Below are 15,034 nucleotides of genomic sequence, written 5' to 3'. Positions count from 1 at the left end.
ATTCCCTGTCGTCCAGACGCCGCGCTGTCGCGCAGCAAACGTGCTAAGTCTGTAGTTGCCGAAACACCATCGCGCACGGTGTTTGGATGCATCTCTGTTTTTGTAGGAGCTGGCGCAGCCTGCGATCTTTTGATCGCAACAGCAAAAGATCGCAGCCTGCGGCAGCTCCTACGGGTAGTGCTTAGAACGCCGGCAGGATGGCGCCTTTGTACTTCTCAAGGATGAAGGCTTTGACTTCTGGCGTGTGCAAGGCAGCTACCAGCTTCTTCATGTCTTCGGAGTCTTTGTCGTCTGGGCGCGCTACCAGAATGTTCACGTAAGGCGAGTCGCTGCCTTCAATGACCAGTGCGTCTTTTTCTGGATTCAACTTGGCTTCCAGCGCGTAGTTGGTGTTGATCAACGCCAGATCAACCTGAGTCAGCACGCGTGGAATGGTGGCGGCTTCCAGCTCGCGGAACTTCAGATTTTTTGGGTTTTCGGTGATGTCTTTAACGGTCGACAGGATGTTGGTCGAGTCCTTGAGCTTGATCACGCCGGCCTTGTCCAGGAGCAACAGCGCGCGCCCGCCGTTAGTGGCGTCGTTCGGGATCACCACCGTGTCGCCGTCTTTGAGCTCATCCAGCTTTTTGTATTTGCTGGAGTAAGCACCCAACGGCTCCAGGTGTACGGCCGCAACGCTGACCAAGTGCGTGCCCTTGGATTTGTTGAACTCATCCAAGTACGGCTGGTGCTGGAAGAAGTTGGCGTCCAGACGCTTCTCGGCCACTTGTACGTTAGGTTGAACGTAATCAGTGAACACCTTGACCTTGAGGTTTACACCCTCTTTGGCCAGCGTCGGTTTCACGAACTCCAGAATCTCCGCGTGCGGAACCGGGCTTGCCGCGACCGACAGATCACCTGCATGGGCAGAAAACGCCGCAACAGCGGCCACAGCAGCAAATAACTTCTTCATTCAACAGCTCCTTGTGAACACCTGACCCCAGGTATCTGCCAGCTCAGGGCTGGCTATTGCGTAATAAACGTAAAGGCACACTTACTTGCGCGAAAAGTGTACGACCAAGCGGTCGCCGACGGTTTGCAGAATTTGCACCAGAATCAACAACAACACCACCGTGACAATCATCACGTCGGTTTGGAAACGTTGGTAGCCGAAACGAATCGCCAAATCACCCAGCCCCCCTGCACCGACCACGCCCGCCATAGCGGTGTAGGACACCAGCGTAATCGCGGTCACGGTAATCGCGGCATAAATGCCGGGGCGTGCTTCTGGCAACAAGGCGCTGGTAATGATCTGACGCGTGCTAGCACCCATCGATTGCGTGGCTTCGATGATGCCGCGATCGACTTCACGCAAGGCGGTTTCGACCAAGCGGGCGAAGAACGGCGTTGCGCCGACCACCAGTGGTGGAATCGCACCGGCGACGCCCAGCGAAGTGCCGGTGATCAGTACCGTAAACGGGATCATCACAATCAACAGGATGATGAACGGCAGCGAGCGCAGAATGTTCACTACCAATGACAGCAAGGCGTAGACGGCTTTCTGCTCAAACAACTGGCGCGGGCTGCATAAGAACAGCAACACGCCAAGCGGCAGGCCCAACAAGATGGTAAACAGCAACGAGCCGCCGAGCATCATCAAGGTGTCGCCTGTGGCCAGCCAGATTTCGTACCAATCAATGTTGGTGAAAAAGCCCAGTAGGGATTCCATTAGCGCAATACCTCCATATGTACATCAGCCGCTTTAAAGCGGGCAAAAGCAGCTTCCATATCGCCACCCGTGATGGCGAGGGTCAGTTGCCCATACGGAGAGTCTTTGATGCGGTCGATACGACCCGCCAAGATGCTGTAGTCCACGCCGGTTTCGCGAGCAACGGTGCCTAGCAACGGTGCGTAGGTGGCTTGGCCTTGGAACGTCAGACGCACAATGCGCCCAGGGACGTGGGCGAAATCGTCGCGCTGTTCGCCTTCGTCGATCTGCTCGTCTTCTTGCACAAAGCGCTTAGTCGTTGGGTGCTTGGGATGCAAAAACACATCAACCACCGGGCCTTGCTCAACAATAACGCCCGCGTCCATCACGGCCACTTCATCGCACACACGGCGGATCACATCCATCTCGTGGGTGATCAGCACAATGGTGAGTTTCAGTTCGCGGTTAATTTCTGCCAACAACTGCAACACCGACGCCGTCGTTTGCGGGTCGAGCGCACTGGTGGCTTCATCGCACAGCAATACTTTGGGCTTGGTCGACAAGGCACGAGCAATGCCTACTCGTTGTTTTTGGCCGCCTGACAACTGCGCCGGGTATTTCTTGGCATGGTCTGACAGACCCACGCGCGCCAGCAGCTCGGCAACTCGTTGGTCAATTTCGCTGCGGGACAATTCACCCGCCAGCGCCAGTGGCATCGCCACGTTGTCAGCAACAGTCTTGGATGCCAGCAAATTGAAGTGCTGGAAGATCATCCCGACTTGCTGCCGGAAACGCCGTAGGCCATTGGCATCCATCGCCGTGACGTCTTCGTTGTCGACGATGATCTGCCCGCCGCTCGGTGTTTCGAGACGGTTGATCAGGCGTAGCAATGTACTTTTGCCCGCGCCGGAATGACCAATCAGGCCAAAAACCTGGCCGCTCTCAACACGCAAACTCGTGGAATGCAGGGCGGGAATGTCCTTACCGGCGACCCGGTAAGTTTTATGAACGTTATGGAACTCAATCACGTAGCGAACCTTGTGGGGCGCGTAAATAGAAGATCAGCGGTTAGCCGGGCGCGCATTTTAGCCTGTCCGTCTAGAGGTTCTTAGCATTTATTTGAGCAAAGACCTTTGATTTGGCGATAAGAGGACGGTGGTCTGAAATAAGGAACGACCGCCACCTGCACCAGTCAGTACTAACAGCACCTCACATCCCGCAACAGGATATTTGCCTTAAAAGCCCAGCCCGTGGGGCTTTCAACGATAAGGAGCTTAGTCTGATGAGCAGCAAAAAACCGTCTACACCCAAGAGCCAGATGGCCGGCACCGACACCTTGGACCGTGGCAACACTAACGCCAAATTGGAAAACATCGAAGTGTTTCGCGACGATGCGACGGATCAGGCGTTGCGAACCAATCAAGGCGTGAAGATTTCCGACAATCAAAACACCCTCAAAGCCGGTGCGCGAGGCCCCTCACTGCTCGAAGACTTCATCATGCGTGAAAAAATCACGCATTTTGACCACGAGCGAATTCCTGAGCGCATTGTGCATGCGCGAGGCACTGGGGCTCACGGGTACTTCCAAACCTATAAAGCCCATAGCGACTTGACCAAAGCGGGTTTCTTACAAGACCCGGATAAAAAAACACCCGTGTTCGTACGTTTTTCAACCGTTCAAGGCCCAAGAGGCTCGGGAGATACGGTGCGTGACGTGCGGGGTTTCGCAGTTAAGTTTTTCACTGATGAGGGTAACTTCGATCTGGTCGGCAACAATATGCCGGTGTTCTTCATTCAAGATGCAATCAAGTTTCCAGATTTTGTCCACGCGGTAAAACCCGAACCTCACAACGAAATGCCAACCGGCGGCTCGGCTCATGACACGTTCTGGGATTTTGTCTCGCTGGTCCCGGAGTCTGCGCACATGGTCATTTGGGCTATGTCCGACCGCGCGATTCCGAAAAGCCTACGCAGCATGCAAGGCTTCGGGGTCCACACCTTCCGTTTCATCAACGCAGAGGGGAAATCACACTTCGTTAAGTTTCACTGGCGCCCTAGCGTAGGCACGTGCTCTCTGGTGTGGGATGAAGCGCAAAAGCTGGCCGGTAAAGACACCGACTATCATCGCCGTGATCTGTGGGACTCGATTGAAACTGGCGATTATCCAGAGTGGGAGTTCGGGGTGCAGATCATTGCGCAAGAAGATGAGCATAAATTTGATTTCGACATTCTGGACCCGACCAAGCTGATCCCCGAAGAACTGGTGCCGATTACCCCCCTTGGCAAGATGGTGCTTAACCGCAACCCGGATAACTTTTTCGCTGAAACCGAGCAGGTGGCGTTTTGCCCCGGGCATATCGTGCCCGGCATAGACTTTTCTAACGACCCACTGCTGCAAGGTCGCTTGTTTTCCTACACCGATACGCAAATCAGCAGACTGGGAGGGCCAAACTTTCACGAAATCCCCATTAACCGCCCAGTCAGTCCTTTCCACAACAACCAGCGCGATGCTCAACACCGCAGCACGATCCACAAGGGGCGTGCGGCTTACGAACCTAACTCCATAGATGGCGGGTGGCCAAAGGAAACGCCGCCAGCCGCCAAAGACGGTGGTTTTGAATCGTACCCCGAGCGCATCGACGCCAACAAAATACGTCAGCGCAGCGACTCGTTCAGCGATCACTTCTCTCAAGCACGGCTGTTTTTCCACAGCATGAGCAAACACGAGCAAGAGCACATCATCGCGGCGTATAGCTTTGAATTGGGCAAGGTCGAGCGTGAATATATTCGAGCGCGTCAGGTGGATGAGATTTTAGCCAACATCGACCTTGAACTCGCTCGCCGTGTCGCCGAAAACTTGGGCCTGCCGGCTCCGAAGGCGGGCACTGTGCAGGCGCGTAAAACCAGCGTTAAATCTTCACCCGCCTTGAGCCAGGCCAATTTGCTACCGGGCAATATCAAGACCCGAAAAGTGGCGGTGTTGGCGGCCAACGGCGTAGATGGGCAGGCTATTGATGCCCTTAAAAAAGCACTGGCAGCCCAAGGCGCTCACATCAAATTGCTCGGCCCTACGTCAGCGCCGGTTAAAACAGCACAGGGTAAGTCGCTGCCGGTAGATGCTTCGATGGAGGGCTTGCCGTCGGTGGCCTTTGACGCCGTGTACGTGCCGGGTGGCGCAGAGTCGATCGAGACGTTAAGTGGCGACGGGGTTGCGTTGCATTACTTGCTTGAAGCCTACAAACACTTGAAGCCAATCGCCTTGCATGGCGAAGCAAAAAAGCTGTTGGAAGTGCTGCATTTGCAAGTGGATGACGGGTTGTTGGCGATCAAAGATGCACAAGACCTTAAAGCGTTTTTTGCAGCGATCGCCTTGCACCGGATTTGGGCGCGCGAGCCAAAAGCCAAGGCTATTCCGGCCTAAGGAGGTTTAGGCGTGTTGGGCCGAAGGCTACTGAGTGGTTGGATAACTCAGTAACCTTCGGCCCTGCGGGCTTTATTGTGGCTTAGTGGGTATTAGCACTACTTGCGCAGGGACACGTCGAATGATCTGACGCTCAAGATTCAGGTCAAAGGCCGGATCGAGCTTTTTGACGCGTTTGCTAATCAGCGTAGCCAGCCATGGGTAATCGGCTGTGCGCGGCACTTGAATACTGACCGCGCATTGATAATTGACAATATCTTGCGCGATGAGATCAAGTTGACGCCGAAGTTTTGCAATATCAGTGATGTTTAACGCAACAGTGGTGTGCTCCGCTGCTGGGTCAATCACCTTGGCCGGAGGGCGCGCCTCTGCCGCTTTAAGCGCAGCTTCGGCTTTATCCAACTCGGCCTTACGTGCATGGGCAATGGCACTGTTGACGCCCCCCGTTAAAGCCGGGGCTTTAGGCATTAGCGAACGTGCACGGCTTAAGGCCGTAGCGGCCGCATTGACGTCGCCTTTTTGCAGAACGATTTGGCTGCGTTGCAGGTAGGCTTCGGCCAACTGGCGCTGGTACTGCACCCATTGAGGGTCATCTGGCGTTTGGGCCTGTAAGGCGGCCAACTGATCTTCAGCCGTCGCGAGTTCGCTGCTGGCCAGGTTTTGCTCCAGTTGCGCAATAGCAGTTGCACGCCCTTGATCGACCGAATTGTCGACCGGCGGTGTGCTTTGGCAGGCGCCCAACAGCAAAGAAAATGCGGCGAGGAGCACATAACGTGAGTTGAACAGCTTCATTCCTGCGGCTCTCTAAGTGCGCAAAAAACGAGCAAGTCTACACCCCTCGACGGGGCAGAACAAAACTCAGCAGAAACAGTGCGGCGGCACAGACCACAATCGAAGGCCCGGCAGGCGTGTCTTTAAACCACGACAAAGCCAGCCCTCCACAGACCGCCAGCATTCCCAGTAACGTAGCGCCCACTGCCATTTGCTCCGGCGACCGGGCATGACGTTGGGCTGCAGCGGCAGGGATGATCAGCAATGAAGTAATCAGTAACACACCAACAATCTTCATCGCTACCGCGATCACCACCGCGATCAACAACATCAGAGTCATGCGCAGCGTTGCGACCGGCAAACCTTCGACCGTCGCCAACTCTTCGTGCACGGTAATTGCCAGCAAAGGCCGCCACAGCGCCACCAGTAACGCCAACACCACTGCGCTACCGCCCATGATCCACATCAAGTCAGTCGGACTGATCGCTAACAGATCACCAAACAGGTAAGCCATCAGGTCGATCCGCACTTCATGCATGAAGCTTAGTACCACCAGCCCGAGGGACAAGGTGCTGGGCGCAAGAATTCCGAGCAGCGTGTCGGAAGCCAGTGGCTGACGCTGCTGCAAAGTCACCAGCAGTATGGCGAGCAACAGGCAGCCAACCGTTACGGCAATCGCCGGGCTGATATCCAGCAAAAAGCCCAATGCCACGCCCAGCAATGCAGCGTGAGACAAGGTGTCGCCGAAATAAGCCATTCGGCGCCACACCACAAACGATCCCAAAGGACCCGCAACCACCGCCAAAGACAAACCTGCCAGCAGGGCGTAAAACAGAAAATCAGCCATGCTTGCAGCCTTCTCCATGAACGTGGACGTGCCCCAAGGGTTGGTCTTCGTTGACTACCGAGCCATGCAGGTCATGCGCATGGTCGTGATGGTGGTGATAAATCGCCAAACTTTGTGCGTTTTTGCCGAACAGTTCGACGAAAGCCGGGTCGCCACTGACGTGTTCCGGGTGCCCTGAACAGCAGACGTGACGGTTCAGACACACCACCTGATCCGTGGTGCTCATGACCAGATGCAAATCGTGGGACACCATTAAAACGCCGCAGCCATGACGGTCGCGCAGCCGAGTGATCAAGCTGTAAAGCTCAGCCTGCCCGGCCACGTCGACGCCCTGCACCGGCTCGTCGAGCACCAGCAGCTCGGGCTTACGCAGCAGAGCGCGGGCCAGCAGTACACGCTGCATTTCACCGCCCGAAACGCTTTGAACCGGGCTGTCGATGACCTTCTCAGCCCCCACCTCTTTCAAGGCCGCGAGGGCTTGAGCGCGATCAACGCCCGGCACCAAACGCAAAAAGCGCAGCACCGACAGTGGCAGGGTGGGATCTACATGCAGCTTTTGCGGCATGTAGCCGATGCGCAGTTTAGATTTGCGCCACACGCTGCCACGGGTGGGCTTAAGCAGGCCCAGCACGGCTTTGACCAATGTGGTTTTACCAGCACCATTGGGGCCAATCAGCGTCACAATTTGGCCTGGCTCAACGCTCAGTTCAATGCTGTCGAGTACGTTCTGACCGGCAAAGGTCACGCAGACTTCTTTAAGATGTATCAGCGCGGCGCTCATCAGGCCTCCCGGCAACCCGAGCACAAACCGAGGACTTCTACGGTTTGCCCTTCGACTGTAAAGCCGACATCGCGAGCGCTGCTAATAATCGCGTCACTGATGCTTTTTTGCTCAAGCTCGATGGCTGCGTGACACGTGCGGCAGATCAGAAACTGGCCTTGATGCGCGTGTTCGGGGTGGCTACACCCTATAAAGGCGTTAAGCGAAGAAATACGATGCACTAGGCCATTATCGAGCAGGAAGTCCAACGCACGATAAACGGTCGGCGGTGCAGCGCGGCGCCCATCTTGCTCGCTGAGTACGGCCAAAATGTCATACGCGCCCAAAGGCTTGTGACTTTGCCACACCAACTCCAGAACTCGCCTACGCAAAGCGGTCAGGCGCAGGCCCTTTTGCGCGCACAAAACATCCGCTTCAGAGAGCGCGCTGTGGACGCAATGAGAGTGGTCGTGGGGACGGCTGGCAAGAGGTGTTATAGACATGGGCGGCGACGATTTCCGAGAGAGACGTTATTATGTTACCCGTTTCAGCCGCCATGAGTGCCCATCGTGCCCCGTATTTTTACGATTTTTATTGCTTTGTCTGCCAGTTTGTTGGTGATTAACCCGGCTCAAGCCGAGATCAAGGTATTGACCAGCATTAAGCCGTTGCAGCTGATAGCTGCGGCTGTGCAAGACGGCGTGGACAAGCCTGAGGTACTTCTACCGCCCAATGCATCACCGCATAACTATGCGCTGCGTCCTTCCGACGTACGGCGCGTTCAGTCAGCTGATTTGCTCTACTGGATCGGCCCGGACATGGAAGGTTTTATGCCGCGGGTGATCAAAAACCGCACTCAGCCCTCGGTGACTGTGCAAGATTTGCCGGGCTTGAAGCTGCGCCATTTCGCAGAAGACAGCCATTCCCATGACGAGGACGCTGCGGCTGAACACGACCATGATCATCGCCCAGGCACGCTAGACGCTCACTTGTGGTTGGCGCCTGACAATGCGCGGGTTATCGCCGCCAAAATGGCCGCTGACCTGAGCGAGAAAGATCCGTCTAATGCGCCGGCCTACCAACGCAATCTCAAGGCATTCAATGAGCGTTTGGATGCGCTAGACGCGCGCCTGAAAACGCGCATGGCCGCGATTGCGCACAAACCGTTCTTTGTTTTCCACGAAGGTTATGACTACTTCGAAAGTGCCTATGGCCTAAAGCACACCGGCGTGTTCAGCGTAGCCTCAGAAGTTCAGCCTGGCGCCCAGCACGTGGCCGCTATGCGACAGCGGCTACAAGAAGTGGGCAAGACCTGCGTGTTTAGTGATCCACCGTTACGCCCGCGTTTAGCAGACACCCTGACAGCTGGTTTGCCGGTCAAATTGGCAGAGCTAGACCCCTTGGGCGGCTTCACCCCGGCCACCGCGCAGGGTTATGAACAATTGCTGGAAAAACTCGGCAACGACCTGGCGGGTTGCTTGGAAAGCCTTTAAGCCCAAGGGTTTGTGCGCCAGCATCAGGATCAACGTTTAGGCGGTAGTCCACTTCGTAGGAGCTGCCGCAGACTGCGATCTTTTGATCTTAAAAGATCGCAGCCTGCGGCAGCTCCTACGGGGTTTTCAGCGTTTTTGGGGTGGGTTATAGCGCGAACGGCAGCGCAACGGCCACGGTTTGACGCAAGGCCAAACGACGCTCGAACTCACGCGGATCGTGGATCAGCACGTCTTGCCCTGCAAACGTATGGGCCGCAATCAAACGCGACAGCCAAAAGCGCACACACGCCACGCGCAAGAGAGTTGGCCACATTTGCGCCTCGCGGGCGGTAAACGGGCGCAGCGCAGAGTAGGCACCCAACAGCGCACGGGCACGCGAGGCGTCCAGTTGGCCGTCGTCGTCGGCGCACCAGTCGTTCAGGGCAATCGCTACGTCGTAGAGCATCGGCCCCGAGCACGCGTTATAAAAGTCGATCAGGCCGGTCAGATTCGTCCCTTCAAACATCGCGTTATCGCGAAACAAATCGCCGTGCAGGTTGGCCCTTGGCAACGCGAGGATCTGTGCCTTGCGTTCGGTAATCTCAGTCAGCGCTTTTTGCAGCAAATCGGCCGCACTTGGCGACAAATCAGCCATTAATGCTGGCCCTTCGGCCAGCATCCAGTCCAGGCCGCGGTCGGTTTTGCGCTCCAGCACGTTGTCACGCGTGGCCACGTGCAAACGCCCGAGCAACTCACCCACTTGCGCGCAATGCTGGGCGTTAGCGTCACGAATGTGCTTGCCCGCCAGACGCGGTTGCAACAGTGCAGGTTTGCCTTTTAGCTCGCGCAAGGCTTGGCCATCAACCGTGCGCAGGGCAAAGGGCACCGGCAGGTCGGCGTCGTGCAGGACGTCCAGCAACTCGATAAAGAAAGGCATCTCTTTGATCGGGCCGCGCTCAACCAAGGTCAGGACAAACTCGCCCTGCGCCAGGCTGATGAAATAGTTGGTGTTTTCGCTACCCGCGGCAATCCCCTGGAAATCGAGCAAACGGCCGAGTTCGTAAGGCGCAAGAAAAGTCTCCAGCTCCGGGCGAGTCAGTGGGGTGAATACAGACATGGTTTAAATTGCCAGTGCGGGCGCCGCCCAAGCGGCGCCAATTAAAGTTAAGACGCTATTTCCACTCGAAGATCTTCCACGAAGGAATCAGCATATCCGGCTGGTCGGAACGGATGAAGTTGGCATCAGTGCCATCAGCGCGTACCAAAAAGTACGGCGGCGCTCCTTTTGGGGTCACCTTGATGGCATAAAGGAACCCGTTTTGACGGTATTCCTGAATGGTTTTATCGCCTTCCGTGCGAATGGTTACTTCTGGATCACCGTCAAGTTCACTATCAGCCGCAAAGGTTACCAGCGGTGTAAATGCAAACAAGCCGGTCAACAACAGGCGATTAAGTGTACGCATGATAACCTTGTCCCTTTGTCGTCATTGGTCCGGACATTCTAGCGCCGGACTCGCCGAAAAGGTTGATCCTGCTCATGAGCCAAGCACCCCTCGTCCTGGTGGACGGTTCTTCATATTTGTACCGCGCCTTCCACGCACTTCCGCCGCTGACCACCTCCAAAGGCATGCCAACGGGCGCCGTAAAGGGCGTGCTAAACATGCTCAAGAGTCTGCGCAAGCAGTACCCAGACAGCCCGTTTGCGGTGGTTTTCGATGCTAAGGGCGGGACATTTCGCGATGACATGTACGCCGAATACAAAGCCAATCGCCCCAGCATGCCCGATGAGATGCGGGTTCAGATCGAGCCGCTACACGCCAGCGTGATCGCCTTGGGCTTCCCTTTGCTGTGCGTAGAAGGCGTAGAAGCCGATGACGTCATCGGTACTTTGGCGCGCAGCAGCGCTGCCGCAGACCGGCCCGTGGTGATCTCCACCGGCGACAAAGACATGGCGCAATTGGTTGATGGCCATATCACCTTGGTCAACACCATGACCGGCAGCACGCTTGACGTCGAAGGCGTCAAAGAGAAGTTTGGCGTCTCGCCCGAGCAGATCATCGACTATCTCGCACTGATGGGCGATTCGTCTGACAACATTCCTGGCGTTCCGGGCATTGGGCCTAAAACAGCCTCTGGCTTATTGGTGGGTGTCAACGGCGGGCTGACCGAACTGTATGCACAGCTCGACATCGTGCCCACCCTGCCCATTCGCGGCGCCAAAAACCTGCCCGCCAAACTCGAAGAACACCGCGAAATGGCGTTTCTTTCGTACCAATTGGCCACCATCAAAATTGATGTGCCACTGGACATCGGCCTGGACGACTTGCACCTCAAACAGCCGGACGCCGAAAAGCTGATTGAGCTGTACACCGAGCTGGAATTTAAAAGCTGGATCGCCGATGTTGAACGCGACGCCAAGCGCGCCGGTCAGGTGATCGCGCAAGAAGCGCCTGCGGCACCAACGCAAGAACAGGACTACGTCACCATCCTCGATCAAGCTACGTTCGATGTGTGGCTGAAAAAGCTCAACGACGCCAAGCTGATTGCCGTCGACACCGAAACCACCGGCCTAGATGCGCAAAAAGCGCAATTGGTGGGCCTGTCATTTGCGGTCAAGCCGGGCGAAGCGGCCTACATTCCATTGACCCACTCCTACATGGGCGTGCCGGAGCAACTGGACCGCGATACCGTGTTGCGAGCGCTCAAGCCGCTGCTCGAAGACCCGACTAAAGCGAAGGTAGGCCAACACGCCAAGTTCGATATCAATATTTTGGCCAACTGTGCCATTGGCGGCGATCAGGCCAACGGAATCGTCGTACAAGGTGTTGCCTTCGATACCATGCTGGAATCCTACGTACTCGACTCCACGGCCACCCGCCATGACATGGACAGCTTGGCGCTCAAGTACCTGGGTCATACCACCACCAGTTTTCAAGACATTGCCGGAAAAGGTGTTAAGCAGCTGACGTTTGACCAGATTTCGCTGGAGCAAGCCGGACCGTATGCGGCAGAAGATGCTGACGTGACCCTGCGCTTGCACCACGCGCTGCACGAAAAACTGCAAGCGATCCCAAGCTTGAATGCCGTGCTAACGGGCATTGAAATGCCGCTGGTACCTGTTCTAGCGCGTATTGAGCGCCAAGGCGCATTAGTGGACGCCAAGCTGCTGGGTGTGCAGAGCGTTGAGCTGGGCGACAAAATGGTCGCTCTTGAGCGTGAGGCGTTCGAGATCGCGGGTGAGGAATTCAACCTCGGCTCGCCTAAGCAATTGGGCGTCATTCTGTACGAAAAACTCGGCCTGCCTATCATCAGCAAAACCGCCAAAGGCCAACCTTCGACGGCCGAAGCAGTATTGGCTGAACTGGCCGAGCAAGACTTCCCGCTGCCCAAAGTGCTGATGCAGTACCGCTCGATGAGCAAACTCAAAAGCACTTACACCGACCGTTTGCCTGAGCAAATCAACCCGAGAACCGGGCGTATTCATACCTCTTATCACCAAGCGGTGACGGCAACCGGGCGTTTGTCGTCCAGCGATCCTAACCTGCAAAACATCCCAATCCGTACGGCTGAGGGCCGTCGGATTCGTCAGGCGTTTGTCGCACCTAAGGGCTACAAGCTACTGGCGGCAGACTATTCACAAATTGAGCTGCGCATCATGGCGCACCTGGCCAAGGACGAAGGGTTGCTGCACGCCTTCCGTAATGATCTGGATGTTCACAGCGCCACGGCCGCCGAAGTCTTTGGCGTCGACCTGAGCGATGTCACGACTGATCAGCGTCGCAGCGCCAAGGCGATCAACTTCGGCTTGATCTACGGCATGAGCGCCTTTGGTCTGGCTAAACAGATTGGCGTCGACCGCAAGCAGTCGCAGGCTTACATAGATCGTTATTTCGCACGCTATCCGGGTGTTCTGGAGTACATGGAGCGCACCCGCACTCAGGCGGCGGAGCAGGGTTATGTCGAGACTATTTTTGGTCGTCGTCTGTACCTGCCCGACATTAACGCGAAAAACCCGGCGTTGCGTAAAGGCGCGGAACGTACCGCGATCAACGCCCCGATGCAGGGCACCGCGGCGGACATCATCAAGAAAGCCATGGTGGCTGTGGATAACTGGCTGACGGCGTCGGGCTTGGATGCCCGCGTGATCTTGCAGGTACACGACGAATTGGTACTCGAAGTGCGCGAAGACTTGGTGGATCAGGTGCGCGATGAAATCCGCGTGCACATGAGCGAGGCGGCCACGCTGGAGGTACCGCTGGTGGTCGAAGTGGGTGTGGGCAATAACTGGGACGAGGCGCACTAATTTAAATCTGTAGTCGCTGCCAAAGAATGAGCCTGCGAGGCTCCCCATGCCTACTTAGGTGGCGGCCCGCATCGCAGCCTTAGGTCCTCGTTCAGCGACTACCGTTTGCCAAATTTTTTTGGGCTCAGGAACTAAACCTGCTTAACACAACTCAGATTATTTGAATGGCTGGTGAAGCCCTTCATTGCTCCTAATGTTGTGTTAAGTGTTGGCAGATTCTGGACCCCGCCCCTACGGTCCAGTACTTAAACCCCGAACTTCCCTCCCCCATACGAAGTCCGGGGTTTTTTTTGCCTGTAATTTCTTACTCGGCGCTCTCTTCTTCGCCTTTGTTTGGCAGCTCTAACCACTGCGCCAGCACGGTGTATGCCTCTTCCAAGCCCAAACGCTTTGGCGAAGAGAACAGCTGGATGGTGACGCTGTCGCCCCACTTCTTACGAATGTCTGACTGAATTTTGAGCAATGTGTTCTTGCCTGCGCCGTACGTCAGTTTGTCGGCTTTGGTCAGCAAAATGTGCATTGGCATGCCGCTGGAGACGGTCCAGTCGAGCATCAAAAGGTCGAAATCGGTCATTGGATGACGGATGTCCATCATCAAAATCACGCCTTTTAGGCTTTCACGACTGCCAAAGTAGGCTTCGAGGTGACGTTGCCAATGCATTTTCAACGGGATCGGCACCTTGGCGTAGCCATAACCCGGTAAGTCGACCAGACGGCGTTCATCGTCTAATTGGAAGAAGTTCAGCAACTGAGTACGCCCCGGCGTTTTCGACGTACGCGCAAGGCTGGCGTGGGTCAGCGTGTTGAGTGCGCTGGATTTGCCTGCGTTGGAGCGCCCGGCGAAGGCGACTTCAAAGCCTTGGTCATCGGGGCACTGATCAACCTTGGCAGCGCTGAGCATGAAAGTAGCCTGTTGGCACAGACCGAGAATGGGGTTCTTGAGTTGCATGGGATTTCCGATGTGAGCGGCGTCAGAAATGGACGCGGCGTGCGTGTCGTTTCCGTTTAAGTGGCGCCAGTATATAATGCCGCAGATTTTGTGTGTGCTTTGTCCCAGCGTAGGACGAAGAACAGGGAGCCTAGGTTGCGCATTAGAACGCATCAGGCTACCCACCCTGAAAAAATCGTTTTAGACGAGTTGGCTGCTGCCGGTGTCTTGATGCCGCCTGAACAGCCTTCAGGCTACACAGGATCCGGAAGCCGTGTACAACCGCGTTTGTATTGCCTGCCATCAAGGTCAGCGATTCATAACACCGAAACCGGGTGTAAAGGCCGAGGGTAAGTTAAGCAGACGTTGGTACAACACGTGACCCAGGGTGTAAAGGCGATGCCGCCGCGTGGTTTGTGCACGGACTGCAGTGTCGAGGATTACCAGCCAATCATCCAGAGGATGAATGAGTAAGCCCGGCATAACTCTTAACCCTTAGCCGTAATTGGATTAGCTGATGAACAAACTATTCGCGAGTCTGCTGTTGACCGTGGGCGTTAGTGGTATCGCCCAAGCCGCAGGCACTGCCCTAGTCGGCGATGCTGCAGCCGGTCAGGCAAAAATCGCTGTGTGTGGCGCCTGTCATGGTCCCGACGGCAACAGCATGGCGCCTAACTTTCCGAAACTTGCCGGGCAAGGTGATCGCTACTTGCTCAAGCAGCTGCATGAAATCAAGGACGGCAAACGCCAGGTGCTTGAAATGACCGGCATGCTGGCCGCGCTGAACGATCAAGATCTCGCGGATATCGCCGCCTATTACTCCAGCGAAAAAAGCACCGTCGGTG

Annotated in this window: 14 protein-coding genes and 1 pseudogene; 5 read left to right on the top strand and 10 right to left on the bottom strand. The window is 56.0% G+C overall.

From position 1 onward, the window contains the following. Positions 1-181: 181 nt before the first annotated feature. From AQS70_RS01605 to AQS70_RS01595, 3 genes are all read right to left on the bottom strand, one after another. The gene (locus tag AQS70_RS01605; protein ID WP_055101196.1) at positions 182-952 is read right to left on the bottom strand and encodes a MetQ/NlpA family ABC transporter substrate-binding protein; all 771 of its coding nucleotides are present in this window, start codon (positions 950-952) and stop codon (positions 182-184) included. Positions 953-1,033: 81 nt separating this feature from the next. After that, positions 1,034-1,708: a methionine ABC transporter permease gene (locus AQS70_RS01600; protein WP_055101195.1), complete on the bottom strand. Its 675-nt coding sequence runs from the start codon at positions 1,706-1,708 to the stop codon at positions 1,034-1,036. After that, complete coding sequence (locus AQS70_RS01595) at positions 1,708-2,715, bottom strand: methionine ABC transporter ATP-binding protein (protein ID WP_055101194.1); 1,008 nt, start codon at positions 2,713-2,715, stop codon at positions 1,708-1,710. The genes AQS70_RS01600 and AQS70_RS01595 overlap by 1 nt, the downstream gene beginning before the upstream one ends. A 200-nt stretch (positions 2,716-2,915) precedes the next feature. Here AQS70_RS01595 and katE point away from each other — a divergent pair, with 200 nt between their 5' ends. Beyond that, the gene (katE, locus tag AQS70_RS01590; protein ID WP_082428004.1) at positions 2,916-5,108 is read left to right on the top strand and encodes a catalase HPII; all 2,193 of its coding nucleotides are present in this window, start codon (positions 2,916-2,918) and stop codon (positions 5,106-5,108) included. A 72-nt stretch (positions 5,109-5,180) separates the two neighbouring features. Here the strand turns inward: katE and AQS70_RS01585 are convergent, their stop codons facing one another. The 4 genes from AQS70_RS01585 to AQS70_RS01570 are packed head-to-tail and all read right to left on the bottom strand — an operon-like array spanning position 5,181 to position 7,989. Beyond that, positions 5,181-5,900, bottom strand: a complete 720-nt coding sequence (locus AQS70_RS01585) for a PA5502 family lipoprotein (protein ID WP_055101192.1) — start codon at positions 5,898-5,900, stop codon at positions 5,181-5,183. A gap of 37 nt (positions 5,901-5,937) precedes the next feature. Then, positions 5,938-6,726 carry a zinc ABC transporter permease subunit ZnuB gene (gene znuB / locus AQS70_RS01580; protein WP_055101191.1) on the bottom strand — a complete coding sequence of 263 codons (789 nt, stop codon included), beginning with the start codon at positions 6,724-6,726 and terminating at the stop codon, positions 5,938-5,940. Beyond that, positions 6,719-7,507 carry a zinc ABC transporter ATP-binding protein ZnuC gene (gene znuC / locus AQS70_RS01575; RefSeq protein WP_055101190.1) on the bottom strand — a complete coding sequence of 263 codons (789 nt, stop codon included), beginning with the start codon at positions 7,505-7,507 and terminating at the stop codon, positions 6,719-6,721. Before znuC ends, znuB begins: the two co-directional genes overlap by 8 nt. Beyond that, positions 7,507-7,989, bottom strand: coding sequence for a Fur family transcriptional regulator (locus AQS70_RS01570; protein WP_055101189.1), 483 nt, complete (start codon positions 7,987-7,989; stop codon positions 7,507-7,509). The genes znuC and AQS70_RS01570 overlap by 1 nt, the downstream gene beginning before the upstream one ends. Before the next feature lie 57 nt (positions 7,990-8,046). On the opposite strand from AQS70_RS01570, the gene znuA reads away from it, so the two are divergent. Beyond that, positions 8,047-8,979, top strand: coding sequence for a zinc ABC transporter substrate-binding protein ZnuA (gene znuA / locus AQS70_RS01565; protein ID WP_420912328.1), 933 nt, complete (start codon positions 8,047-8,049; stop codon positions 8,977-8,979). A gap of 145 nt (positions 8,980-9,124) precedes the next feature. On the opposite strand, the gene AQS70_RS01560 is transcribed toward znuA, so the two are convergent. Then, the gene (locus AQS70_RS01560; protein ID WP_055101187.1) at positions 9,125-10,075 is read right to left on the bottom strand and encodes a homoserine kinase; all 951 of its coding nucleotides are present in this window, start codon (positions 10,073-10,075) and stop codon (positions 9,125-9,127) included. Positions 10,076-10,130: 55 nt separating this feature from the next. Continuing rightward, a complete protein-coding gene (locus AQS70_RS01555; protein ID WP_055101186.1) occupies positions 10,131-10,421 on the bottom strand; it encodes a DUF2782 domain-containing protein in 291 nt (96 codons plus the stop codon). A gap of 74 nt (positions 10,422-10,495) precedes the next feature. Here AQS70_RS01555 and polA point away from each other — a divergent pair, with 74 nt between their 5' ends. After that, a complete protein-coding gene (gene polA / locus AQS70_RS01550) occupies positions 10,496-13,261 on the top strand; it encodes a DNA polymerase I (protein WP_055101185.1) in 2,766 nt (921 codons plus the stop codon). A 304-nt stretch (positions 13,262-13,565) separates the two neighbouring features. Here the strand turns inward: polA and yihA are convergent, their stop codons facing one another. Continuing rightward, positions 13,566-14,210: a ribosome biogenesis GTP-binding protein YihA/YsxC gene (gene yihA, locus AQS70_RS01545; protein WP_055101184.1), complete on the bottom strand. Its 645-nt coding sequence runs from the start codon at positions 14,208-14,210 to the stop codon at positions 13,566-13,568. Between the two features lie 210 nt (positions 14,211-14,420). Between yihA and AQS70_RS23965 the strand changes: the two are divergent. Continuing rightward, positions 14,421-14,663 (top strand): annotated as a pseudogene (locus AQS70_RS23965) (c-type cytochrome). Between the two features lie 43 nt (positions 14,664-14,706). Then, positions 14,707-15,034 (top strand): c-type cytochrome (locus AQS70_RS01540; protein WP_156354946.1); only part of this gene is annotated, 328 nt, incomplete at its 3' end.

This window comes from Pseudomonas endophytica (assembly GCF_001411475.1).
GTDB lineage: Bacteria > Pseudomonadota > Gammaproteobacteria > Pseudomonadales > Pseudomonadaceae > Aquipseudomonas > Aquipseudomonas endophytica.
Note: the sequence above shows the minus strand (reverse complement) of the source record. Positions and strands in the feature narration are given on the sequence as shown.

Coding starts and splice junctions, on each gene's coding strand:
- AQS70_RS01560 (WP_055101187.1), bottom strand. CDS start 10,075: ATGTCTGTATTCACCCCACTGACTCGCCCGGAGCTGGAGACTTTTCTT.
- AQS70_RS01570 (WP_055101189.1), bottom strand. CDS start 7,989: ATGTCTATAACACCTCTTGCCAGCCGTCCCCACGACCACTCTCATTGC.
- znuB (WP_055101191.1), bottom strand. CDS start 6,726: ATGGCTGATTTTCTGTTTTACGCCCTGCTGGCAGGTTTGTCTTTGGCG.
- znuC (WP_055101190.1), bottom strand. CDS start 7,507: ATGAGCGCCGCGCTGATACATCTTAAAGAAGTCTGCGTGACCTTTGCC.
- AQS70_RS01585 (WP_055101192.1), bottom strand. CDS start 5,900: ATGAAGCTGTTCAACTCACGTTATGTGCTCCTCGCCGCATTTTCTTTG.
- yihA (WP_055101184.1), bottom strand. CDS start 14,210: ATGCAACTCAAGAACCCCATTCTCGGTCTGTGCCAACAGGCTACTTTC.
- polA (WP_055101185.1), top strand. CDS start 10,496: ATGAGCCAAGCACCCCTCGTCCTGGTGGACGGTTCTTCATATTTGTAC.
- AQS70_RS01555 (WP_055101186.1), bottom strand. CDS start 10,421: ATGCGTACACTTAATCGCCTGTTGTTGACCGGCTTGTTTGCATTTACA.
- AQS70_RS01605 (WP_055101196.1), bottom strand. CDS start 952: ATGAAGAAGTTATTTGCTGCTGTGGCCGCTGTTGCGGCGTTTTCTGCC.
- AQS70_RS01600 (WP_055101195.1), bottom strand. CDS start 1,708: ATGGAATCCCTACTGGGCTTTTTCACCAACATTGATTGGTACGAAATC.